The following is a 22,481-nucleotide window of genomic DNA, read 5'->3' on the forward strand; positions in this document are numbered from 1 at the left end:
CGCAAGTAGGTGACGAATTGCGTCAGTTGAGCAGGGCCGAAGGCGAGGGGTCGTCGAGCAGGGCCGTGAGCACGTGGCGGTCGGCCCACCGGTCGGTGGCCCAGGCGAAGGCGCGGCCGAGGCCTTCGGGGGTGTCGGCGGCGTGCAGCGTGCCGTCGGACCACCAGGCGACTTCGTGCTCCGCGTCCTCGAAGGTCACCGTCAGCGACTCGTGCAGCAGCACGCCGCCGTCGGGCAGTTCGACGCCCAGCTGGTCGGCGGCCAGCCGGAGCGCGGAAAGCTCCGTCCACGGCACGTACTCGCCGCCCTCGGTGACCTTGGCGCCGAGGCCGCTCGCCACCGGCAGGTCCAGCAGTTCCGCCAGCGCGGCGGCGCCGCTCGCCGAGACGACCATCCGGTCCGGCGCCAGCACGGCGGCGAACCACGGCACGTCGAGCACGACGGCATCGCGAGCGTCGACGGCCGAACCGTCCGCCGCCCGGACACGATCCGGCGGCGCGACGTCCACCGTGTACTCGGCGAGTGCCGCGTGCGCCCGGGAAGCGAGACCAGGGCTCACCTTGCGCTCGGGATCGCCCAGCCGCTCCAACAGATCTTCGACGTCTTCGGCGTCCGTTCCCAGCTCTGTCCGCACCCCGGCGGCGAGCAGGACTTCCTTGCTCAGCCCCGAATCCGGGACGACGTCGTAGAGCCCGGCCAGCGCGGCGGCCTCCGGCATCCGCCAATCGAGCGGCGCGTGCCCGTCGAGCAGCGCGTACCGCGCGAGCCACCAACCGGTGTGCCCACCGGGTTCGGCGAGGGCACGCCAGGTTTCCGGACGGGACGCGAGCAACCGCAGCGCCTCCGGCCAGGCGTCGTCGCCGACGAGGTCGAGATCGCGTACGGCGAGCACCCGTGACGGCGGCCGCTCCCGCGAATCCCACCATTCGTGCTCGTCGGGCAGGCCGTGCTCGGGTTCCAGCGGTTCGTCGTCGGTGATGATCGCGAAGGAATCGAGTACCCCGACCGCGACGAGCGTGGCCGTCGGCCAGTCCTCGGCGAATTCCTCGTCCAGTACGGACAAGGCGCCGTCTTCCTCGAACACCTCGGGATCGAAGATGTCGCCCAGCGGCGAGGCGGGCAGGACGAGTTCGTCCGCGCGCCGCCAGCCGTCCTCGCTCGGCAACGCCAGCGCGCCCGCCCATTCGGGTGCCTCGTCGCCGACTTCGGCGATCAGGCGGAGCACCGCGCCGGCGAGCGCCATACCGTCCAAACCGGACCGGACGTCTTCGGCACTGCGCTCGACGGCAGCGCTCAGCGCGTCGGCCTCGAGCAGGTCACTCGCCTCGGCGTGCTTGGCGCCCAAGCGTTCCAGCAATGGATGCGCGGCGGCCGGATGCACGAGCCGCAGCCCGAGGATGTCCACATCGGACAGAAGTTCGAGCAGTTCCGCCGAGCCGCCGACGAGCAACGCGTCGCGCACGCCGGGCAGAGTGCGGCCGTCCGACATCGGCACCGGCAAGGCGCCGAGGTCGTCCTTGGTGAGGTCATGCGCTTCGAGCGCCGGGAGCAGCACGTCGTAAAGCGAGCGCCACCACGACGGCTCGCGCTGGATCCCGGTCAGCCGCTCGATGGCTTCGGCCGGGGAAAGCGACTGCGCACCGACGGCGCGAAGGTCCACACCGGACAGGGAAATCAGCCCGGGCACGAGATCGGCCAGCAACGGCGCCAGCCCCGGTACGTCCACCGACAGGACACGCGCCCGACGCCCCGGCAAGTCGTCACCTGCTTGCGTGGGAAGCCACGGCGAGTCGGCGAGATTTTCGACGATGGACTCCCGCAGCGTTCCGTCCACAGTGGAACGCGGGAAGCCGCCACCCGGCACGAGCAGCAGGCGTTCCTTGGCGGGCAAGGAACAAACGAGAGCGACGTACTCCCGCGCGGCGTTCTTCAGCGCCGCGGTCAGCTCCGGCCCCGGCAGCGCGCGACGGCGTGACGGCTCGATCGGCAGCGTCGCGATCAGCCTCGCGGGCAGGGAAAGCTCGTCGTCGGTGGGGGTCGGCGCGTGCAGGACGTCTTCGCCGAGCGGCCGCGGCGAACCGGCTCCGTCCAGCGGGACGGCCCAGACGACGTCGCCGCGGTGGACCTGCCAGTGCTCGGAACCGTCCGGTGACGTGAGCTCGACGACGCCGTCGCCGAGATCGGACCGGCGCCAGGCACCGCCCTCGACCTCGATGCTCTCCAGCCAGGACAGGGTGAGCAGGAGGTCGCCGATGTCGTTCTTCAGCTCCGCCAGCAGTGCTCGGCTGTCGACGCCCTCACGCAGCGGAAGCCGGACCTCGGTGGTGAAACCTTCGGGCACCGGAGGTTCGTCGTCCGCGACCGGCCACGGAAGCCGGAGCACGGGAACGTCGCCGGTGCGCCCGGCTTCGGCCCGCGTGCGTTCCGCCGAGAACGCGACCCCGCCGGTCGCCGAAACGATCCGCGGCTCGGCGGAAACGGTGAGCACGGCGGCGAACCCGACGCCGAAACGGCCGACGGTCTCCTCCCCCTTGCCCGAAGCACGAAGGGAGGCAAGGGATTCGACGCCGCGTGCGTCCAGCGGCGCACCAGTGTTGGCGAACCGCAGCTCACCATCCACAATGGACACCCGGAGCGTGCCGCGTTCGCCGGCGGCCAAGGCCGCGTCGGCTGCGTTCTGCGCCAGCTCGACGAACAGCCGGTCACGGTAGCCGCCGACCCGCAGGTCGTTCTCGGTGTTCGTGTCCTCGGTGAAGCGCGTCGGCGAGTCGGCCCACGCTCGCAGGACGGCGGCGCGCAGCCGCTCGGTGCCGAACGGGTCAGTGCTCACTGGCGCTTTCGGCTTCGACCTGCGCTTCGTCGGCGCTGTCCACAGCGACGGCCTCGGGCTCGACCTCCGGCTGGACTTCGGCGGTCTCGGGTGCCTCGACCACCGGGGCCTCGGACTCGTCGACGACCGTGGCCTCGGCGGCCTCGGGCTCCGCAGCCTCAGGCGCGGCGGGCGCTTCCGGCATGGGCTCGAAGTCCATCAGCGAGTCGTCGTAGACCAGTTCCGCGACCGGCACCGACGAGGTCACCTCGACCTCGATCTCGGAGTGCGCGCCGCAGCCGTACTCGACGTCGACGACGTGGCCGTCCGCCGGGGAGATGTCGTTCGTGCACGCGCCGAAGGCCGCGCTGAGCGACCCGGCGAGCGGCACGAAGAAGCCGCAGCTCCCGCAGACGTCCGGCGCGCTGCGCGCCATGTCCGACCGCGGGCCGAACTCACCGCTGTGCCAGCGGGCGGCGGCGTCGAGCCTGCCGTGCCGCGACAGCACGTGTACCCGGCCGAGACCGGCCTCCTTGGCGACCTCTTCGACCGCGGGGTCGTCGGACTGCAGGTACGCCGGGGCGAGCCGCGGGTCGTCCTTCTCCACCGGGAAGATGTCGCCGACACCGAGATCGCCCGCCTGGACGCGGCGATCCCACGGCACCCACGCCGGGGCGACACGCGCTTCCGGACCGGGGATCAGCACGACCTCGCTGACCGTGATCGGCTCTTCCTCGCCGGCGAGGGCGACCGTGACCGACCAGCGCCAACCTCGATAACCCGACACGGTCGCCTCGAACAGGTGGCTCGCGGAAACCGCGTCCTCCCGGTCGACGCCGACGTGCGCGCCGACCTGTTCGGCACCGGCGTCCGCCAGCACCGCGGTGCGGGCGAGATCGACCGCCTCGGCGAGTTTGCGCTGGATGGAGCCGTCGTCCAGGGTCAACAGCAGGGTCATGCCCCCATTCTGCCGCACGCGATATCGCGGTCCGTGTCAGGCTGTCCGCGTGCGCACGCTGATGACCATGTCGCTCCTGCTTGCCGCCGTCCTCGGTGGCTGCGCCGCCGCGCCGGTGAGCGAGGCCGCCCCGCCGGAGAAGTTCAAGGTGCAGGTGCTGTCGAAGCTGCCTCACGACCCGGCCGCCTTCACCCAGGGACTCGAATTCTCCGGCGAGACGCTGTACGAGGGGACCGGCCTGGTCGGGAAGTCGTCGATGCGGGCCGGGCCCGCTGGCGCGGCGCCGACGGTCCGGCAGGACCTGCCCGGTCTGTTCGGCGAGGGCATCACCGTGCTCGGGCCGACGGTCTGGCAGATCACCTGGCAGGACGGCGTCGCGATCGAACGCGACGCCAAGACGCTGGCCGAGCTCAGGCGGGTGAACTACACCGGTGAGGGCTGGGGCCTGTGTCACCGCGAGAGCACGGGACAGCTGGTGATGAGCGACGGCTCGTCGAAGCTGACCTTCCGCGACCCCGTGTCCTTCGCTCCGACGGGTAGCGTCGACGTCGGGCGTGACCAGCTGAACGAACTGGAATGCGTCGGGGACTCCGTGTACGCGAACGTCTGGCAGACGGACCGGATCCTGCGGATCGACGCCGCGACCGGGCGGGTCACCGGCGAGATCGACGCGTCGGGGCTGCTCGAACAGGCAGAGCGGGGTTCCGCCGACGTCCTCAACGGCATCGCGGCGGTGCCCGGGACCGACGAGTTCGTGCTCACCGGCAAGCTCTGGCCACGGATGTTCCGCGTGAAATTCGTCCCTGCCGCCTAGAAAGCAGTGGTGAACGCGCGAAGCGGGTCCCGCGTAAGGCAGGATTGCAGGGTGGGAATCTTCGGCTCGAACTCTGGACCCGACGGCACGTCTTCCGGCCGGTCGGGCAAGGAGCGTGGCCGCAAGAGCAAGCGGAAGTGGACGCCGGAGCCCGGCTCCGCGCAGGCACGCAACTGGTCCGCGCCGCCGCCGACCAGGGTCGACCAGCAGCCGGTGCCGCCCGCCCCGCCGCGAGCGGCCCGCCCCCAGTACCAGCCGTATCCCGCCGGGCCGACCGCGGACGAGGCGCGCACCAGCGCGATCCCGATGGGACACCACCAGCCACCGCCGCCACCGCCCCCGCCGCGGACGCCTCCCCGCGGCGCGCGGCCGTATCCGGATCCCTCGCAGCGGCAGACCGAACCCGTCCGGCGTCGTCCGGGCGGGTTCTACGACGACCACCCGCCGGGCAGCGGCGAGTACGAGCACTACGACACCGGCGGTTACGCGGGCGAGCCGCGTTACGCCGAAGAGCTGCCGCAGGAGAACCCGACGACCGCGGTCCCGCCGCGGGCGGGCTCCCTGCCGAAGATGCCGAAGAAGATCACGGTCACCCGGGTCGCGGCGATGCGCAGCCGTCAGCTCACCGGGCAGGCCGTCGGCGCGTTCCAGCGCGCCACGAAGGCGGACGGCGCCGACAAATCGGGCCTGACTTCGCTGACGTACGCGGTGATGCTGAACTACGCCAGCGACGCGGCGATGGCGATCGCGCTGGCCAACACCTTGTTCTTCGCCGCCACCAGCGGGGAGAGCAAGGGCAAGGTCGCGCTCTACCTGCTCATCACGATCGCCCCGTTCGCGCTGGTCGCGCCGGTGATCGGCCCGGCGCTGGACAGGATCCAGCGCGGCCGCCGTCTCGCCATGTGCGTGTCTTCGGCAGGCCAGGCGCTGATGGCGATCGTGATGGCGCTGCACTTCGACGACTGGCTCCTGTACCCGGCGGCGCTGGGCATGATGGTGCTGTCGAAGTCGTTCACCGTGCTCAAGGCCGCGATGACCCCACGGGTGCTGCCGCCCGAGATCACCCTTTCGAAGACGAACGCGCGGCTCACCGTGTTCGGCCTGATCGCCGCCGGCGCGTTCGGCGCGCTGGCGAGCGGGGTCAACGCGATCTGGGGTTCGCAGGGCGCGCTGTGGTTCACCATGGCGATCTGTGTCGCGGCCGCGGTGCAGTCGATGCGCATCCCGTCCTGGGTCGAGAAGACCGAAGGCGAGGTGCCCGCTTCGCTGTCCGCGCATCCCGAACGGCGGGTCAAGAAGCAGCGTCAGCCGATGGGGCGGCAGATCGTCGTCTCGCTGTGGGGCAACGGCACCGTCCGCGTGCTGACCGGGTTCCTGATGATGTTCTCCGCGTTCGCGGTGAAGGCGCAGGCCGAGGGCAGCGGGCAGAGCCCGTTCGACCAGTTGCTGCTGCTCGGCATCATCGGCGCCGCGGCCGGTGCCGGCGGTTTCCTGGGGAACGCGCTCGGCTCCCGGCTGCACTTCGGCAAACCGGATCAAGTGATCCTGGCCTGCGTCGGAGCCTGTCTCGGCATCGCGATCATCGCCACCGTGGCGGCCGGGCTGGCGACGGCGGCGATCGTCGCGCTCGTCGGCGCGACCGCGAGCGCGCTGGCGAAGATCAGCCTCGACGCCGTCATCCAGGAAGACCTGCCGGAAGAATCGCGCGCGTCGGCGTTCGGCCGGTCGGAGACCGTGCTGCAGATGTCCTGGTGCTTCGGCGGCGCCGTCGGCCTGCTGCTGCCGCCGACGTACTGGATCGGCTTCCTGGTGCTTTCGATCCTGCTGGCCGTCGGGTTCACGCAGACGTTCATGGTCCGGCGCGGCACTTCGCTGATCCCGGGACTCGGCGGCGACCGGCCGCTGCGCCCGGAGCCGACCAGCGAATCGCCGATCCCCTCGCAGCCCGGTGACTCCCGGTGGCGGCCGGGCTCGTAATCTTCACCGTATGCGGCGACTTCGTATTTTGGCCCTGCTCGCGGCGGGTGGTTTCGTGGTGGCCGGTTGTTCGGCCCCGGCCCCCGAAGAGGTGACCTTCTTCGCCGACGGCAACACGGTGAACGTCACCCCGCTGGCCTCCTGCGACATCAAGAGCGCCCAGTGCACGACCAAACCCGACGCCGCGGGCAAGCTCCGCATCCGGCCGGGGAAACCGGTGCAGATCTCCGTGCCGAGCGCGATCGCGGAAACGCCGTGGAAGGTGACGGTGCAGTACGTGAACGGCAAGGGCGAGCCGCAGGAGCTCAAACAGGACATCATCACGTCGCTGGACCGGTTCGCCTACACCGTGACGACCCCCCGGCCCGACGACCAGATCCTCGTCGTCGAGGTCGCGCAGGCTTCGGTGATCAGCCAGACCGGACGTCCGGAGGACGCCGAGGCGGTCACGACGGCGATCTGGTCGCTGCAGGTCGAGGCGCCGGCCGCCTGAGGGAGCAAGGGACCTTTGCTATCGCGCGCGGGCTTGCTCCTGAGCTGATCGCGTGAAGGTAGTGAAGGCCTCCTTTACTACCTTCAGGGTAGGCAAGGAGGCCTTCACGGACCGGGCACCCGGCGATCGACCGCGGTCAGAGTCCGGTAGGTACCTAAGACACCGTGCGGGCAGCAAGCGCTATGAAAGGTCCTTTCCTTGCAAATTTTGCAAGGAAAGGACCTTTCATAGCGCTTGGCGACGGCGCCGATCAGGGATCGAGGTCCCTGGCGACGGCGCGCATGATCTCGGCGATCTGCTTGGTGTTCTTGCGGTCGGGGTAGCGGTTGCGCCGCAGGTCCGGCTGCACCTTGAGCTCGAGCAGCTTGATCATGTCCTCGATGAGCCCGTGCAGCTCCTCGGCGGGGCGGCGGCGCGCCTCGGCGACCGAGGGCGGCGGGTCCAGCAGCCGGACGGAGAGCGCTTGCGGCCCGCGGCGGCCGTCGGCGACACCGAACTCGAGGCGCTGCCCGGCCTTGAGTCCTTCGACGCCCTGTGGCAGCGCGGCTTTGCGGATGTAGACGTCGGCGCCCCCATCCTGGGTGACGAAACCGAAACCCTTTTCCGCGTCGTACCACTTGACCTTGCCGGTCGGCACTTCCCTCACCAATCCTTTGCTGTCCCGCTCACAACGAACGCGCCCGGGGGCGTACCCAGGGCGCGCGTCCCATAAGCGTATCTCGACACATGCCCTGTGGAGAAGCGGATACCGCCGGATACCCTTTGGTTCATGGAGACCGCAGTAAAGGAGGCCGCTGTGGCCGTCCCCGAAAAGCCCGGCAAACCGATCCTGATGCGCGTGGGCATCGGCCTGTTCGCGCTCGGCATGATCGCCGTCACAGCGGTGTTCGTCCTGTTCGCCGCCGGACTGGAGAACCTGCCGGTGTGGCTGTCCGCCGCGGCGGGCGTCATCACTCCGCTGGGGCTGGCCCTTGGCCTGATCGCCCTGGTTCGCGAGGCTCGCCGAAAGAGCTGAACCAGCCGGGGAACTCCGTCAGCGAGTCGAACACCACGTCGGCTCCTTCCGCGAGCAGTTCGTCCTTGGTGCACGGGCCCGTCGTGACCCCGACCGGGACGGCGCCCGCGGCCAGCGCGCCGCGGATGTCGCCGAGGTGGTCCCCGACGTAGACACGGGCGCCGTGCTCGGTGAGCGCGGCGGCCTTCTCCGTCGACCACAGCTCTCCGACCAGGACGTCGACCTCGAGTCCGAGGGCGTCCAGGTGGAGTTTGGCGTTGGGCGCGTATTTGCCGGTGACGACGACCGTGCGCCCGCCCGCCTCGCGGACCGCGTGCAGTGCTTCGGCGGCCCCGGGCATCGCGACCGTCACCGGCACGACGGTGTCCGGGTACATCGCGCGGAACCGTGCCACCAGCTCCGGGATGCGTTCCTCCGGCGCCCCGAAGCCGCGCAGGCTGTCGTCGAGGGGCGGGCCCAGGTTGGCCGCGAAGAACTCGCCGTCCAGCGGCAGGCCGGACTCCACGCCGAGCGCGTTCATCACCGCGACCATGCCCGGCCGCGGATCGATCAAGGTCATGTCGAGGTCGAACCCCACGGTGATGCCCACCCGATCACGGTAGCCGCCACCGCCGACTGATTTACACCGGCTTGATGCTCGTCAACTTCTTTGGCATCGATGTGATCTGTGTCAAGCTGGAAGTGTGGGCGAGATCACGAGCTTCTCCGAGCGGACCAAGGCCTCTCTGCGGGAGGCGCTGCTCGACGCGGCCACCGAACTGCTCACCGAACACGGCTTCACGGCCCTGCGGATGGTGGACGTCGCCGCACGCGCCGGGGTGAGCAGGCAGACCGTCTACAACGAGTTCGGCACCAAGGCCGCGCTCGCCCAGGCCGTGGTCCTCCGGACGACGTCGGAATTCCTGGAGGGCATCCGGCTGCGCGTCCAGCACGCGCGGGATCTGCGCGACGGGATCCGTGAGGCGGTCGTCTACACGATCGAGCACGCCCGCGAGAACCGGCTCGTCGCGACCACGCTGGGCACCGAAGCGGGCGAGGACCTCCTGCCGCTGCTCACCACCAAGGGCGAACCGATCCTGACCGCGGCCACCGAGGTCGCGGCCGGGCAGTACCGCGAGTTCGAGCCGTCGCTCTCGCCGGAGTCCGCCGCGCTGCTGGCGGAGACCGTCGTGCGGCTTTCCCTGTCCCATCTCGTCATGCCGACGCATTCGGCCGACGAGGCGGCGGCTTCCGTTGTCGCCGTGCTGGCACCCGCGATACGGGCGCTGACCACCGATTCGAAGGGGACGTCATGACCGGCACTCTTTCCGAGCTGCGGACCGGGTTTTCCTCACTGCGCAAGGGCGGGCTGAACTGGGACTCGTTCCCGCTGCGGCTGTTCGTCAAGGGCAACAACAAGTTCTGGAACCCCGCCGACATCGACTTCTCCCGTGAACGCGAGGGCTGGGACACCCTCAACCCGGAGCAGCAGCGGTCGGCGACCTACCTGGTGGCGCAGTTCATCGCGGGGGAAGAGGCCGTCACCGAAGACATCCAGCCGTTCATGCGGGCGATGTCCGCGACGGGCCGCTTCGGCGACGAGATGTACCTGACGCAGTTCTGTTTCGAAGAGGCCAAGCACACCGAGGTGTTCCGCCGGTGGATGGACGCCGTCGGGCTCACCGAGGACCTGCATCCGTACGTCGCGGAGAATCCCCACTACCGCAAGCTTTTCTACGAGGAGCTGCCGCAGTCGCTGCGGGCGCTGGAGGACGATCCCAGTCCGCTCAACCAGATCCGCGCGAGCGTCACCTACAACCACGTCATCGAAGGCAGTCTCGCGCTGACCGGGTACTACTCGTGGCAGCTGATCTGTACCCAGCACGACATCCTGCCGGGAATGCAGGAACTGGTGCGCCGCATCGGCGACGACGAACGCCGCCACATGGCCTGGGGCACCTTCACCTGCCGCCGTCATGTCGCCGGGGACGACTCGCTGTGGGACGCGGTTCAGCAGCGGATGGGCGAACTGCTTCCCCACGCGCTGGGCATGATCCAGTGGGTGCAGGACCAGTTCGAGGAGATCCCGTTCGACAACGATCCGGAGGAGATCATCCAGTACGCGGCGGACCGGGCACAGCGTCGTCTCGGCGCGATCGAATCCGCGCGCGGGATGCCGGTGGAGCAGATCGACCTCGACTATTCGCCGGAGAACCTCGAAGAGACCTTCGGCGAAGAAGACGCGAAGGCGATCGCCGAGGCTGCCGCCAACACCGCGGCCTGAGGAGAGCTGAAGGGGACTTTCCCCGCATCTCACGCGGCGAAGGGAGCTTTCCCCCCGTCGCATGCGGGGAAAGTCCCCTTCAGCCCCTACCTCGCGGGCCAGTAGACGGCGTGCGTGCGGCCGTTCTCGTTGTCGGACAGGCCGACGATCGTCCCGTTCGCCGTGATGTGGTCGGCGACGCTGTAGGTACCTCCCGGCAGCGTGCCGAGGACCGTCCGCGTGCCGGCCGAATCCCACTTCGTCGCGATGTTGTTCTCCAGTCCGACGACCGTCCCGGCCCGGTCGATGTCGTAACCCAGTCCGCGTTGGGTCGAGAGCGTCGTCCGGGCTCCGGCCCGGTCCCATTTGACCGGGCTCTCGGTGCCGAACACCAGGTACCCGCCGCCGGCGGCGGCACCGGCGTCGTTGACCGCGTTCGCCCAGGCCGGTCCGCTCTCCGGGTACTCCAGCCAGGTCATCCGACCGTCGAGCTCCCATCGCACGGGCTTCGGATTGCCGTTCAGCTCGGCACTGCCGACGATCACGCCGAAGTCGTTCATGTCCTCCGGGGTGCTGTACGGGTTGCCGGGGGAAAGATCGGTGATCGCACCGGCGAGGTTCCAGCGCACGACGTGGTTGCGCCCGGCGGAGTCGGACGCCGTTCCGGCGATGGTCCGGCCGTCCGGGGTGATCCAGTCCGCGTTGGCGTAGGAACCGCCCGGCAGTCCGCCAAGGTCCACCACCTCGCCGTCCGGGTTCCACCGCACGGCGTGGATCTTGCCGTCCGCGGCCCGTCCGGCGCCGACGATCACCCCGCCGTCGGTGATCGCGTTCGCGGTCGCGTAATCCCCGCCGGGCAGGTACGGCAGCGCGGTGACCGTCCCGTCCGGTGTCCATTTGACCGCCGCCCGGTTCGAGAAGTCCTCGTCCGCCCAGCCGACCGCGACCCCGGCGCTGTTGACGTCCGTCGCCTTGCTCTGCTCGCCGCCGAGGCTCGGCAACGCGGAAATGCGGCCCCGCGCGTCCCATTTCGCCGCGTGGTACTTGATCTGACCTTCCAACGGCGTCGACGAGCCGACCATGACCCCGTCGTCGTTGACCGCGTTGACCTGGCTGTACTGGTCTCCCGGCAGGGTTCCGAGGTCGATCGGGCCGGTCGCGGCGCCGGCGGCCGCCAGGCCGGGCAGCATCAGCGGCAGGATGACCAGCGAGGCGCCCAGGGCGAGAACTCTTCTGCTTCGCTCGAGTTTCATTTTTCTCCCCTTCGCGGCGGTTCGGATCCACCGCGAAGGGAACACGCGTCGAAACTGTGACGGGTTGCCTCGATATGTCAGGCGTGCTTCGCGGCGGCCGCCTTTTCCAACTCGAGGATGCTGATCGACTCCGCACGCATCTCGACCTTGCGCACCTTTCCGGTGACCGTCATCGGGAACTCCTCGACGACATGGACGTACCGCGGGATCTTGTAGCGCGCCAGCTTCCCCTCGCAGAATTCCCGCACCGCTTCGGCCGTCAGCGGTTCCGCGCCCTCGCGCATGCGGACCCACGCCATCAGTTCCTCGCCGTACTTCTCGTCCGGGACGCCGATGACCTGCGCGTCGAGGATGTCCGGGTGGGTGTAGAGGAACTCCTCGATCTCGCGCGGGTACAGATTTTCGCCGCCGCGGATGACCATGTCCTTGATGCGGCCGGTGATGTTGACGTACCCGTCGGCGTCCATGATCGCGAGGTCGCCGGTGTGCATCCACCGCGCCGCGTCGATCGCCTCGGCCGTCTTGTCGGCCTGCTCCCAGTAACCGAGCATCACCGAGTAGCCGCGGGTGCAGAATTCGCCCGGTTCGCCGCGCGGCACGGTCAGCCCGGTCTCCGGATCGACGACCTTGACCTCCAGATGCGGTCCGACCCGGCCGACCGTCGACACCCGCCGCTCCACCGAATCGTCCGCGCGCGTCTGCGTGGACACCGGCGACGTCTCGGTCATGCCGTAGCAGATCGACACCTCCGCCATGCCCATCCGATCGATGACCTGCTTCATCACCTCGACCGGGCAAGGCGAGCCCGCCATGATCCCGGTGCGCAGCGAGGACAGGTCGTGCGAAGCGAAATCCGGGTCGGCCAGTTCGGCGATGAACATCGTCGGAACCCCGTACAGGGACGTGCATTTCTCGGCCGCGACGGCTTCGAGGGTGGCCTTCGGCTCGAACGCGGGCGCCGGGATGACCATGCACGCGCCGTGGCTCGTCGCCGCGAGATTGCCCATCACCATGCCGAAGCAGTGGTAGAAGGGCACCGGGATGCAGATCTTGTCGGCTTCGGTGTAGTTGCAGAGTTCGCCGACGAAGTAGCCGTTGTTGAGGATGTTGTGATGGCTGAGCGTGGCGCCCTTGGGGAAACCCGTGGTGCCGGACGTGTACTGGATGTTGATGGGGTCGTCGGCGGAGAGCTCGCTCTGGCGCTTGGCCAGCGGCGCGTGATCGGCTTTGGCACCGATGTCCAGCAGTGACGGCCACGCGGGGCCGTCGAGCAGCACGACGTGTTCCAGCGCCGGGCATTTCGGCCCCGCTTCGGCGATCATGCCCGCGTAGTCCGAGGTCTTGAACGAGTTCGCGGCCACGATGAGCTTGATCCCGGCCTGGTTCAGCACGTACTCGAGTTCGTGCGAACGGTACGCCGGGTTGATGTTGACCAGGATCGCGCCGATCTTCGCGGTGGCGTACTGGACGCAGGTCCACTCCCACCGGTTCGGCGACCAGATGCCGACGCGGTCGCCCTTGGCGATCCCGAGGTCCAGCAGGCCCAGCGCGAGCGCGTTCACCTCGGCGGCGAGTTCGTTGTAGGTCCAGCGTTTCCCGGCCGCCCGGTCGACGAGCGCGTCCCGGTCGCCGAAGGCGGCGACGGTGCGGTCGAAGTTGTCCCCGATGGTGTCCCCCAGCAGCGGGGTGTCCGAGATTCCCGATGCGTAACTCGGCAAGGCGGGGGCGTCGGGCATGGAGACTCCTGCGTTCGGCGGCATCGACGCGTCGAGTCTAAGAACGTGGCGTGACCACGGCCACCTGCAAGTGGAGACCACCTCAGGGGAAACCCGGAGGCCGGGCCGGGCCGTGGCCGATATCGTCGGGATCATGCGCCTCTACATCGTCGACGCCTTCACCTCCGAAGCCTTCGCCGGTAATTCCGCCGGCGTCGTGCTGCTGGACTCGCCGGGCGACGCGGGCTGGATGCAGTCGGTCGCCGCCGAGTTGAAGCACGCCGAGACGGCCTTCGTCGAGGTCGGTGACGAAGGCCCGAAGTCGCTTCGCTGGTTCACGCCGGAGACCGAAGTCGACCTGTGCGGGCACGCGACGCTGGCGACCACGCACGTCCTCGGCGGCGAGCAGACCTTCACGACGAGAAGCGGCGAGTTGCGCTGCCGCGCCGAAGACGGCTGGGTGTCGATGGACTTCCCGTCCGATCCGCCCCGCGAGTCGGACGACGACCTGTCGCCGATCCTGCCGGGCGTCTCCTTCGAGTACGTCGGGCGCAGCAAGCACAACCTGTTCGCGGTGGTGGACGACGCGTCCGTGGTGCGCTCGCTCGCACCGGACCTGGCCGCGCTGCGCGGGCACTGGAACGGGCGGCTGATGGTCACCGCCCCGGGCGACGTCGACGGGATCGACTTCGTCACCCGGTTCTTCGCGCCGGGCGTCGGCATCGACGAAGACCCCGTCACCGGCTCCGCGCACTGCGTCCTCGCGCCGTACTGGGCCGCTCGCCTCGGCCGGGACAAGCTCGTCGGCGAACAGGCCTCGGCCCGCGGCGGCATCGTGCGGATGAGTCTCGAAGGCGACCGCGTCCTGCTTTCGGGGCAGGCGGTCACCGTGGCCAGCGGGGAGTTGCACGTCTGATGCGCCTGATCCTGAACGTCATCTGGCTCGTGCTGTGCGGCCTGTGGATGGCACTCGGCTACATCGTCGCCGGTGTCATCTGCTGCATCCTGATCGTCACCATCCCGTTCGGGCTGGCGTCGTTCCGGATCGCGGCCTACGCGCTCTGGCCGTTCGGCCGCACCGTCGTGGACCGGCGCGACTCCGGGGCCGCGTCGACGATCGGCAACGTCATCTGGTTCCTCTTCGCCGGGCTTTGGCTCGCCATCGGGCACGTGCTGACCGGGGTCGCGCTGTGCGTCACGATCATCGGGATCCCGCTTGGCGTGGCGAACTTCAAGATGATCCCGGTCTCGCTGATGCCGCTGGGCAAGGAGATCGTGGAGCTGCCGTAGGCCCTCCGCCAACGCTATGAAAGGACCTTTCCTTGCAAATTTCGCAAGGAAAGGTCCTTTCTTAGCACGCTCGGGGACGTGTGAGGCTCAGTCTTCGGGCTCCCAAGGCAGCGAAACGATGAGGCAAGGCCCGCCGACGAACAACCCGCCGTCGATCCCCAGCGCCTTCCCGCCCGCGTAGAGGTACGGCCCCTCGATCTGCGCGGGGTGGATGCCGAGCTGGTCGGCGATGACGCTGTGCCCGTGCACGATCCGTTCGCCGCCGAGCCGGTCCATGAGCTGTTGCGCGACGTCGGCACCTTCGGGGCCGCGGAAGGCGTAGCGCGTGGTCATCCGCCGCCACACGTCCCACCAGGCCTGGATGTCGCTGCCTTGGAGGATCTCGCGGCCACGCGCGTTGATCTCGTCGATGTTCTCGCCCCACCCGAGGTACTCGAGCGTGTCCGAATGCATCAGCAGGTGGTCCGCGGCCAGCGTCAGCATCGGGCGGGAGCTCAGCCATTCGATGTGCTGCGGGGTGAGCCTGTCCTGGTCTTCGAGCAGTCCGCCGTTGATCTCCCAGCTGCGGGCGAAGCTGCGCGGCCCGAAGTCGGACGGCACCTCCGTGTCGCCGAAGTGGTACATCCCCAGCAGCAGGATCTCGTGGTTGCCCAGCAGCGTCCCGCAGCGCCCGCCCGCCGCGGCGGCCTGCCTTTCGAGCCGCATCACCAGGTCGATCACGCCGACGCCGTCGGGCCCACGGTCGACGAAGTCGCCGAGGAACCAGAGGGTCGCTTCGCCACCGGCCCAGTCGTCGTCGGAGTCGAGCAGCCCTTTCTCCCGGAGCGTCTCGGCAAGCTCGTCCCGGTGTCCGTGCACGTCACCGACCACATAGGTCGGGGACGCGGGCTGATCGTCGTGCATCGTCTGACGATAAGCCCTCCGCATCCGGATGTGTCGCTCAGCCTTCGGCGAAGGGGTCGCCGGTGCGCCCGACCAGATCGGCGATCGAGTCGATGATCTTGGTCGGCCGGTACGGGTAGTGCTCGGCGCTCTCCCGCGAAGAGATGCCGGTCAGCACCAGGATCGTCTGCAAGCCTGCCTCGATTCCCGAGTGGACGTCGGTGTCCATCCGGTCGCCGATCATCAGCGTCGACTCCGAATGCGCGCCGAGCCGCCGCAGTGCCGAGCGCATCATCAGCGGGTTCGGCTTGCCGACGTAGTACGGCGAGCGGCCGGTGGCCTTTTCGATCAGCGCGGCGACCGAGCCGGTGGCGGGCATCGAGCCCTCCATGCTCGGGCCGGTGGCGTCGGGGTTGGTGGCGATGAACTTCGCGCCGCCCTCGATGAGCCTGATCGCGCGGGTGATCGCGCTGAAGCTGTACGTGCGCGTCTCGCCGAGGACGACGTAATCCGGGTCGCGTTCGGTCAGCACGTAGCCGACTTCGTGCAGCGCCGTGGTGAGCCCGGCTTCGCCGATCACGAACGCCGAACCGTTCGGCCGCTGCGACGCGAGGAACTTCGCGGTCGCCAGCGCGGAGGTCCAGATGGCCTCTTCAGGGATGTCGAGACCGGTCCGCTCGAGCCTCGCCCGCAGGTCGCGCGGGGTGTAGATCGAGTTGTTGGTCAGCACCAGGAAGCCGATGTCGTTGGCGCGCAGTTCCTTGAGGAACTCGTCCGCGCCGGGTACGAGGTGCTCCTCCTGGACCAGCACGCCATCCATGTCGCTGAGGTATGTCCAACGGCGCTCGTTCATGGGTCCCACCCTAATGATCGGAGACGGCGTGAACAGCCACGGACGCCGCCTTGACCGAAAGATTGACCGGTGTCCCGGGTTCGAGCGCCAGTTCGGCGACCGCGGCGGGGGTCAGGTCGGCGGCGAGGCCCGCCGCCCAGTCGTCACCGCGGGTCCGGACGCGGATCACCGGTCCGTGTGGTTCGAGCGCGTCGACGAATCCCTCGACGGTGTTGCGCGGGCTGCCCCGGTGCTCACCGTCCCGCAGGTACACCGCGACGGCGCTGGGGGCGAACACGGCGACGGCCGCCTCGTCGACGACGACGTCCTCCGCCGGGATCCCGGCCAGCGACAACCCGCCTGACGTGCGCAAACCGCCCTCCGCGGCGATGCCGGGCACCAGGTTGAGCCCGGCGATCCGCGCGGTGAACGCCGTGCGCGGCGCGGAGAGCACCTTGCGGGTCTCGCCGCGTTCGACGATCCGGCCGTCGCCGAGGACGGCCACGTGATCGGCCAGCGCCAGCGCGTCGAGCGGGTCGTGGGTGACCAGCACCGTCGGCGGTCCGGAGCGCAGCACCCGCCGGAGCAGGCCTCGGATCGCGGGTGCCGCGTCGACGTCCAGCGCGGCAAAAGGCTCGTCGAGCAGCAGAAGCCCCGGCTCGGCCGCCAGTGCCCGCGCGATCGCGACCCGCTGCGCCTGCCCGCCGGAGAGTTGCGCCGGCCGCCGTCCGGCCAGTTCGAGCGCGTCCACTTCGGTCAGCCACTCCCGCGCGAGCCTCTTCGCCTCGGCGCGTCCGGCACCCGTCGAGCGCGGCGCGAAGGCGACGTTGTCCAAAGCGGACAGATGCGGGAAGAGCAGGGCGTCCTGGGAAAGCAGGCCGATACCGCGCGCGTGCGGCGGCAGGCCCGCCAGGTCGCGGCCGTCGAGGGTGATCCGCGCGCGATCGGGCCGGAGCAGCCCGGCGAGGCAACCGAGCACACTGGACTTCCCCGACCCGTTCGGACCGAGCAGCGCGAGCACACCGCCGTCGGGGACTTCGAAACCGACGTCCAAGGTGAACTCGCCGCGCCGGAGGGCGATCTCCGCCGAAAGGGTCACGACCGCACCCCTTCGAGCGCGCGCGGCCTGGCGAGCGCGATCACCGCGACGGCGACCAGGATGAGCAGCAACGCGAGCGCCACCGCGCTGTCGACGTCGACCTCTGCCTGCGTGTAGACCTCCAGCGGCAGGGTCCGGGTCACCCCTTCGAGGCTGCCGGCGAAGGTGATCGTCGCGCCGAACTCGCCCAGCGCCCGCGCGAAGCTCAGCACGATGCCCGAACCGAGTGCGGGCAGCAGCAGCGGCAGCGTGACCCGGCGGAACACCGTCCACGGCTTGGCACCCAGCGTCGACGCGACCCTTTCGTACCGGTCACCGGCACCGCGAAGGGCTCCTTCGAGGCTGACCACCAGGAACGGCATCGCGACGAACGTCTGCGCGATGACCACCGCGGCCGTGGTGAACGGCACCTGCTCACCGGTCAGCGTGGTCACCAGGATGCCCAGGAAACCCTTGCGGCCCAACAGGTACAGCAGCGCCAGGCCGCCGACCACCGGCGGCAGGACCAGCGGCAGCAGCACCACCGCGCGCAGCACGCGCACGCCGCGCGCCCGCGAGCGCGCGAGCACCACGGCGAGCGGGACCCCGAGCAGCACACTGGCCACAGTGGACAGTCCGGCGGTGATCAACGAGAGCTTGAGCGCGTTCAGCGAGGACGTCGAGGTGATGAGGCTCGGGAAGCGGCTCAGATCCGAGCGCACCAGCAGGCCGACGACCGGCAGCACCACCAGCGCCAGCGCGCACACCGCCGGCGGCCACAGCACCCACGGCACCCCGGCTCCCGCAAGTCGGTGCCGTCTTGCGGTACTTGCGCGCGCATCCACCGCAAGCAGGTGACTACTTGCGGGGTCAGGGCGCGCCAAAACCGGCCTTCGCGAGCTCCTTCTTGCCTTCCTCGCCGAGGACGAAGTCCCTGAACAGCCCGGCGAGCTGAGCCTGCGGAGCGTCCTTCACCACCGCGATCGGGTAGTCGTTGATCGCGCCCGCGGCTTCCGGGAAGTCCACTTTGTCCACGTTCGCGGCCGCCGAGGTCGCGTCGGTGACGTAGACGAGCCCGGCGTCGGCGTCGCCCGACCGCACCTTCGCGAGCACGGACTTGACGTCCTGCTCCTCGCTCGACGGCTTGAGCGTGACCCCGGACGTCTGCTGGACCTTCTTCGCCGCCGACCCGCACGGCACCTGCGGCGCGCAGACGACCACGGTCAGCCCGTCCTTCGCGAGATCCGCCAGGCCCTTGATGCCCTTGGGATTGCCCTTCCCGACCGCGATGGCGAGCCGGTTGGTGGCGAACACCGACGGCTGCCCGTCGATCACGTCGCCCTTGGCGGCCTTGTCCATATTGGCCTGGTCCGCGGACGCGAAGACGTCGGCCTTCGCGCCCTGGGTCAGCTTCTGGACCAGCGCCGAGGAGCCCTCGAAGCTGAACTTCACGGTCACCCCGGAGTTCTGTGCCTCGAACCGCTTGCCCAGAACCCCGAACGACTCGGTCAGCGACGCCGCCGCGAACACGGTGAGCGTCCTCGACTCGACGGTCGCGGTGACGGGCCCGTCCGAACCACAGGCCGTCGCGGCCAGCGCCAGCGCGGCCAGGACGGGCGCGAGCTTCCTCATCGGGTTCCTTCCGGGGTTTCGATCACGACGGTGGTCGCCTTGACGACGGCGACCGCGAGCACCCCCGGCCGCAGGCCGAGTTCGCGGACGGCCTCGGCGCTCATCAGCGAGACCACGCGATGCGGGCCGCACTGCAGCTCCACCTGCGCCATCACCTTGTCCGTGAGCACTTCGGTGACGAGCCCGACGAACCGGTTCCGCGCGGAGCGGCCGACGCTCGAAGGATCCTCGGGCTGTTCGGCCTGCGCCTTGGCGAACGCGGCGAGTTCGGCGCCGTCGACGACCTTGCGGCCCGCCGAGTCGTCGAACGCGGTCAACTGGCCCGCGCGCACCCAGCGGCGGACGGTGTCATCGCTGACACCGAGCAGGCGAGCGGCTTCAGACAACCGGAATTGCGGCATGTCTGGCAGGTTACTTCCGCAGATGCGGAAAAGCTATGCGGGCGAGGAATTGCCGGGGAGTTCGTCGCGGAGGCCATCGAGCAACGCGCTCTGGAAACGTTCGAGCACTTTCCGTTCCTCGGGGGAGAACTGTTCGAGGACGTTCTTCATGTTCGTGTACGCGGATTCGAAGAGCGGCGCGTGCCGCTCCAGCGCGTCCGGAACGACCTCTATCAGGACTTTCCGGCGGTCGACGGTGTCACGGACGCGGCGGGCGAGGCCCGCTTTTTCGAGCCTGTCCATGACGCCGGTCACAGCACCCGTCGACAACCCGGTCAGCTCGGCGATCCTGCCTGCTGTCAACGGTCCCGGCGCCTGGCCGGCGAGCTCGAGCACCTTGTGATCGGTGGCCGACAGGCCCATCCGCTCGGCGATACGCGCGTGCCGGAGGACGGTCAGCGTGCCGCCTTCCCTGCCGAGATCGGCGAACCTGGCCAATTCCTCCGCCGAGAGCGGATATTTCGCCATCCGGAAACCCTTCCGATTCGATGCGAAAAGGGATTCTAGACAGTCGGTTTCGCCCCGTTCGGGGTTAGTCTGGTGACAATGACAGCAGTCGATCTCGGGTTTCCCCGTGTCCCCGGTACACGCGGCGGCCCAACCGTGCCCAGGCCGGACAATCCCGCGCTGATCGACACCTTCGGCCGGGTCGCGACCGACCTGCGGGTGTCGCTCACCGACAAGTGCAATCTGCGCTGCACCTATTGCATGCCCGCCGAGGGGCTGGAATGGATGCCGAGCGCGGACGTGCTGACCGACGACGAACTCGTGTTCCTGCTGCGGATCGCCGTCGAACGGCTCGGCGTCACCGACATCCGGCTCACCGGCGGCGAACCGCTGCTGCGCCAGGGGCTGGAGAAGATCGTCGAGCGCGTCGCGGCACTCGAACCGCGGCCGCGGCTTTCCATGACCACCAACGGGATCGGGCTCGCGAAGCGCGCGAAGTCGCTCGCGGACGCCGGCTTGGACCGGATCAACGTCTCGCTGGACACCGTCGACCGCGCGCTGTTCGAGACGATCACTCGCCGCGACAGGCTTTCGCACGTGCTCGCCGGCATGGCCGCCGCGAGGGAGGCCGGGCTGGACCCGGTGAAGGTCAACGCGGTGCTGATGCGCGGGCTGAACGAGGACCAGGCCGTGCCGCTGCTGAAGTTCTGCCTCGCCGAGGGCTACCACCTGCGGTTCATCGAGCAGATGCCGCTGGACGCGCAGCACGGCTGGAACCGGGCCGACATGATCACCGCCGAGGAGATCCTCGGCATGCTCGGCGAGGAGTTCTCGCTGTCGCCGTTCCCCGCCGCGCGTGGCGGGGCGCCCGCCGAACGCTGGCTGGTCGACGGCGGCCCGGGCGACGTCGGCGTGATCGCGTCGGTGACCCGCCCCTTCTGCGCTGCCTGCGAGCGCACCCGGCTGACCGCGGACGGCGCGGTGCGCTCGTGCCTGTTCAGCAACGACGAGACCGACCTCCGCGCCCTCGTGCGCGCGGGCGCGCGCGAAGAAGAGGTGGCGGACGCCTGGCGGGCGACCATGTGGGGCAAGCTCGCCGGACACGAGATCAACGAGGCCGGCTTCGCGCAGCCGATCCGGCCGATGAGCGCGATCGGCGGCTGACATGGTGACCATCGTGGTGCGGTACTTCGCCTCGGCTCGCGCGGCCACCGGCCTCGACGAGGAGAAAGTGACCCTGCCGGACGGCGCCCGCGTCGCCGACGCCGTCGCCCGGCTGCGTGAACTTCACCCGGAGAAGCTCGCGAAGCTGCTCGACGCCGTCTCATACCTGCTGGACGGCGTCGCCGTGCGGGATCTCACGCGGCCGCTGACCGAAGGCGCCGAACTGGACGTCCTGCCGCCGTTCGCGGGCGGCTGACCTGCGGAAACGCGGGAAAGCGAGAGCAAAGGTCCCTTGCTCCCCCGCGAGCCGTTCCGGGGCCTTTGACCTGCGGTCCGTCCGGAATTCACCGGCCGGTCGCCGAAGCAGCCGAGGATGCGCCAGTGATCACTCCCCGCCGTGTCCTCGCCGCGCTGCTCGCCGCGGTCGCCGCCACGAGCCTCGCGACCGCGCCCGCCTCCGCCCACGAGCGCGGCGTCCGGCCGCTGCCGCAGGCGCACAGCCACAACGACTACGAGCACACGCGCCCGCTGCAGGACGCGCTCGATCAGGGCTTCACCAGCGTCGAGGCCGACATCTTCCTGGTGGACGGGCAGTTGCTGGTCGCGCACGATCTCGCCGACACCCGCCCGGACCGCACGCTGGAGTCGCTCTACCTGGAGCCACTGCGCAAGCGCGTCCTGGCCAACCACGGTGTCGGCGTCTACCGGCAACGGCAGGAGTTCCAGCTGCTGATCGACGTCAAGGGGGACGCGAACAGCACGTACGCGGCGCTGGAAAAGCGGCTCTACGACCCGCACTACTCCTTCCTCTTCTCTCTGTACGCGTTCGGGCACGTACAGAAGCGAGCCGTCACCGCGGTGATCTCCGGCGGGCGGCCCAAGGACGTGATGCTCGGGCAGAAGTTCCGGTTCGCCTTCTACGACGGCCGGATCAAGGACCAGAACGACCTCGGCATCGGCTCGGACCGCCGGATGACCCCGCTGGTCTCGGACTCCTGGACCGGGCTGTTCACCTGGACCGGTGAAGGCACTTTCCCGGCCGCGGAGCGGGCAAAACTACACGAACTGGTCAAAAGCGCCCACGCGGCGGGCCAGCGAGTGCGCTTTTGGGCGACGCCGGATACCGCTGGACCTGCCCGGGACGCGCTTTGGAAAGAGCTGGCCGACGCCGGAGTCGACCACCTGAATACGGACGACCTGCCAGGGCTGGCGAACTTCTTGAGGTCTCGCTAAAGTGCGCGGCCCAATAGCGCGCGAAGGCGCACGAATGGGCCAGTCAGCCCTTAATCCACGTGATGCAAGCCTCACGATCCGTGAATTATCTCGGCCAGGAAACGGTCCGGTAACGGCCCGCTGACCTGCATGAACAGCCGAATCGTTATGGGTTGCGTGCTGTTACTGTGATGTAGGTCACAGCTCGAATAATTTCCGATCAGGCCG

24 protein-coding genes are annotated in these 22,481 nt (G+C 69.4%); 11 read left to right on the plus strand and 13 right to left on the minus strand.

All coding sequences use genetic code 11. The features are described 5' to 3' along the window. Positions 1 to 22: 22 nt before the first annotated feature. Together ACLJO0_RS28300 and ACLJO0_RS28305 are read right to left on the minus strand one after the other, a co-directional pair. On the minus strand, positions 23 to 2,830 hold the full coding sequence (locus ACLJO0_RS28300; protein ID WP_410581616.1) for a sacsin N-terminal ATP-binding-like domain-containing protein: 2,808 nt from the start codon (positions 2,828 to 2,830) through the stop codon (positions 23 to 25). Next, the gene (locus ACLJO0_RS28305; RefSeq protein WP_410581617.1) at positions 2,820 to 3,767 is read right to left on the minus strand and encodes a DUF3027 domain-containing protein; all 948 of its coding nucleotides are present in this window, start codon (positions 3,765 to 3,767) and stop codon (positions 2,820 to 2,822) included. Before ACLJO0_RS28305 ends, ACLJO0_RS28300 begins: the two co-directional genes overlap by 11 nt. A 49-nt stretch (positions 3,768 to 3,816) precedes the next feature. On the opposite strand from ACLJO0_RS28305, the gene ACLJO0_RS28310 reads away from it, so the two are divergent. The 3 genes from ACLJO0_RS28310 to ACLJO0_RS28320 are packed head-to-tail and all read left to right on the plus strand — an operon-like array spanning position 3,817 to position 7,051. After that, a complete protein-coding gene (locus ACLJO0_RS28310) occupies positions 3,817 to 4,581 on the plus strand; it encodes a glutaminyl-peptide cyclotransferase (RefSeq protein ID WP_410581618.1) in 765 nt (254 codons plus the stop codon). Between the two features lie 51 nt (positions 4,582 to 4,632). Further along, complete coding sequence (locus ACLJO0_RS28315) at positions 4,633 to 6,558, plus strand: MFS transporter (RefSeq protein WP_410581620.1); 1,926 nt, start codon at positions 4,633 to 4,635, stop codon at positions 6,556 to 6,558. Positions 6,559 to 6,586: 28 nt separating this feature from the next. Further along, positions 6,587 to 7,051 (plus strand): DUF2771 family protein, encoded by a 465-nt coding sequence (locus ACLJO0_RS28320; RefSeq protein ID WP_125791617.1) that lies wholly within the window; start codon positions 6,587 to 6,589, stop codon positions 7,049 to 7,051. A 250-nt stretch (positions 7,052 to 7,301) separates the two neighbouring features. Here the strand turns inward: ACLJO0_RS28320 and ACLJO0_RS28325 are convergent, their stop codons facing one another. After that, entirely contained in the window at positions 7,302 to 7,688 is a 387-nt protein-coding gene (locus ACLJO0_RS28325; RefSeq protein ID WP_016337551.1) for a cold-shock protein, read from the minus strand. A gap of 132 nt (positions 7,689 to 7,820) precedes the next feature. Between ACLJO0_RS28325 and ACLJO0_RS28330 the strand changes: the two genes are divergently transcribed. Next, positions 7,821 to 8,066 carry a hypothetical protein gene (locus tag ACLJO0_RS28330; protein WP_125782053.1) on the plus strand — a complete coding sequence of 82 codons (246 nt, stop codon included), beginning with the start codon at positions 7,821 to 7,823 and terminating at the stop codon, positions 8,064 to 8,066. Here the strand turns inward: ACLJO0_RS28330 and ACLJO0_RS28335 are convergent. Further along, on the minus strand, positions 8,002 to 8,655 hold the full coding sequence (locus ACLJO0_RS28335; RefSeq protein WP_410581622.1) for an HAD family hydrolase: 654 nt from the start codon (positions 8,653 to 8,655) through the stop codon (positions 8,002 to 8,004). The two genes, ACLJO0_RS28330 and ACLJO0_RS28335, sit on opposite strands and share 65 nt — an antisense overlap. A 94-nt stretch (positions 8,656 to 8,749) precedes the next feature. Between ACLJO0_RS28335 and ACLJO0_RS28340 the strand changes: the two genes are divergently transcribed. Both ACLJO0_RS28340 and ACLJO0_RS28345 read left to right on the plus strand, forming a co-directional pair. After that, positions 8,750 to 9,361, plus strand: coding sequence for a TetR/AcrR family transcriptional regulator (locus tag ACLJO0_RS28340; protein WP_410581623.1), 612 nt, complete (start codon positions 8,750 to 8,752; stop codon positions 9,359 to 9,361). Next, on the plus strand, positions 9,358 to 10,329 hold the full coding sequence (locus ACLJO0_RS28345; protein ID WP_125791385.1) for a R2-like ligand-binding oxidase: 972 nt from the start codon (positions 9,358 to 9,360) through the stop codon (positions 10,327 to 10,329). The genes ACLJO0_RS28340 and ACLJO0_RS28345 overlap by 4 nt, the downstream gene beginning before the upstream one ends. Before the next feature lie 86 nt (positions 10,330 to 10,415). On the opposite strand, the gene ACLJO0_RS28350 is transcribed toward ACLJO0_RS28345, so the two are convergent. Then, positions 10,416 to 11,561, minus strand: a complete 1,146-nt coding sequence (locus ACLJO0_RS28350) for a hypothetical protein (RefSeq protein WP_410581625.1) — start codon at positions 11,559 to 11,561, stop codon at positions 10,416 to 10,418. 77 nt (positions 11,562 to 11,638) lie between these two features. Next, positions 11,639 to 13,297: an AMP-binding protein gene (locus tag ACLJO0_RS28355; protein WP_410581627.1), complete on the minus strand. Its 1,659-nt coding sequence runs from the start codon at positions 13,295 to 13,297 to the stop codon at positions 11,639 to 11,641. A gap of 133 nt (positions 13,298 to 13,430) precedes the next feature. On the opposite strand from ACLJO0_RS28355, the gene ACLJO0_RS28360 reads away from it, so the two are divergent. Together ACLJO0_RS28360 and ACLJO0_RS28365 are read left to right on the plus strand one after the other, a co-directional pair. Then, positions 13,431 to 14,192, plus strand: coding sequence for a PhzF family phenazine biosynthesis protein (locus ACLJO0_RS28360; protein WP_410581628.1), 762 nt, complete (start codon positions 13,431 to 13,433; stop codon positions 14,190 to 14,192). Next, entirely contained in the window at positions 14,192 to 14,566 is a 375-nt protein-coding gene (locus ACLJO0_RS28365) for a YccF domain-containing protein (RefSeq protein ID WP_410581630.1), read from the plus strand. The genes ACLJO0_RS28360 and ACLJO0_RS28365 overlap by 1 nt, the downstream gene beginning before the upstream one ends. An 87-nt stretch (positions 14,567 to 14,653) precedes the next feature. Here the strand turns inward: ACLJO0_RS28365 and ACLJO0_RS28370 are convergent, their stop codons facing one another. The 7 genes from ACLJO0_RS28370 to ACLJO0_RS28400 all read right to left on the minus strand — a co-directional run bounded on the left by ACLJO0_RS28370 (position 14,654) and on the right by ACLJO0_RS28400 (position 19,898). Further along, positions 14,654 to 15,469 carry a metallophosphoesterase family protein gene (locus ACLJO0_RS28370; protein WP_410581631.1) on the minus strand — a complete coding sequence of 272 codons (816 nt, stop codon included), beginning with the start codon at positions 15,467 to 15,469 and terminating at the stop codon, positions 14,654 to 14,656. A gap of 37 nt (positions 15,470 to 15,506) precedes the next feature. Beyond that, positions 15,507 to 16,301, minus strand: coding sequence for an HAD-IIA family hydrolase (locus ACLJO0_RS28375; protein ID WP_125782068.1), 795 nt, complete (start codon positions 16,299 to 16,301; stop codon positions 15,507 to 15,509). A 10-nt stretch (positions 16,302 to 16,311) separates the two neighbouring features. Beyond that, positions 16,312 to 17,379 (minus strand): sulfate/molybdate ABC transporter ATP-binding protein, encoded by a 1,068-nt coding sequence (locus tag ACLJO0_RS28380; RefSeq protein WP_410581633.1) that lies wholly within the window; start codon positions 17,377 to 17,379, stop codon positions 16,312 to 16,314. After that, positions 17,376 to 18,143 carry an ABC transporter permease gene (locus ACLJO0_RS28385; RefSeq protein WP_396563434.1) on the minus strand — a complete coding sequence of 256 codons (768 nt, stop codon included), beginning with the start codon at positions 18,141 to 18,143 and terminating at the stop codon, positions 17,376 to 17,378. Before ACLJO0_RS28385 ends, ACLJO0_RS28380 begins: the two co-directional genes overlap by 4 nt. 85 nt (positions 18,144 to 18,228) lie before the next feature. After that, positions 18,229 to 18,990 carry a molybdate ABC transporter substrate-binding protein gene (gene modA / locus ACLJO0_RS28390; RefSeq protein ID WP_410581634.1) on the minus strand — a complete coding sequence of 254 codons (762 nt, stop codon included), beginning with the start codon at positions 18,988 to 18,990 and terminating at the stop codon, positions 18,229 to 18,231. Further along, positions 18,987 to 19,391, minus strand: a complete 405-nt coding sequence (locus ACLJO0_RS28395; RefSeq protein ID WP_410581635.1) for a TOBE domain-containing protein — start codon at positions 19,389 to 19,391, stop codon at positions 18,987 to 18,989. The genes modA and ACLJO0_RS28395 overlap by 4 nt, the downstream gene beginning before the upstream one ends. A gap of 33 nt (positions 19,392 to 19,424) precedes the next feature. Beyond that, a complete protein-coding gene (locus ACLJO0_RS28400) occupies positions 19,425 to 19,898 on the minus strand; it encodes a MarR family winged helix-turn-helix transcriptional regulator (protein ID WP_410581637.1) in 474 nt (157 codons plus the stop codon). A 78-nt stretch (positions 19,899 to 19,976) separates the two neighbouring features. On the opposite strand from ACLJO0_RS28400, the gene moaA reads away from it, so the two are divergent. From moaA to ACLJO0_RS28415, 3 genes are all read left to right on the plus strand, one after another. Beyond that, the gene (gene moaA / locus ACLJO0_RS28405) at positions 19,977 to 21,041 is read left to right on the plus strand and encodes a GTP 3',8-cyclase MoaA (RefSeq protein ID WP_199748724.1); all 1,065 of its coding nucleotides are present in this window, start codon (positions 19,977 to 19,979) and stop codon (positions 21,039 to 21,041) included. Position 21,042: 1 nt separating this feature from the next. After that, positions 21,043 to 21,297, plus strand: coding sequence for a MoaD/ThiS family protein (locus ACLJO0_RS28410; protein ID WP_185926969.1), 255 nt, complete (start codon positions 21,043 to 21,045; stop codon positions 21,295 to 21,297). Positions 21,298 to 21,422: 125 nt separating this feature from the next. Beyond that, on the plus strand, positions 21,423 to 22,274 hold the full coding sequence (locus tag ACLJO0_RS28415; protein WP_410581639.1) for a phosphatidylinositol-specific phospholipase C/glycerophosphodiester phosphodiesterase family protein: 852 nt from the start codon (positions 21,423 to 21,425) through the stop codon (positions 22,272 to 22,274). Positions 22,275 to 22,481: the final 207 nt, after the last annotated feature.

It is taken from the genome of Amycolatopsis sp. lyj-108, assembly GCF_046549005.1.
GTDB lineage: Bacteria > Actinomycetota > Actinomycetes > Mycobacteriales > Pseudonocardiaceae > Amycolatopsis.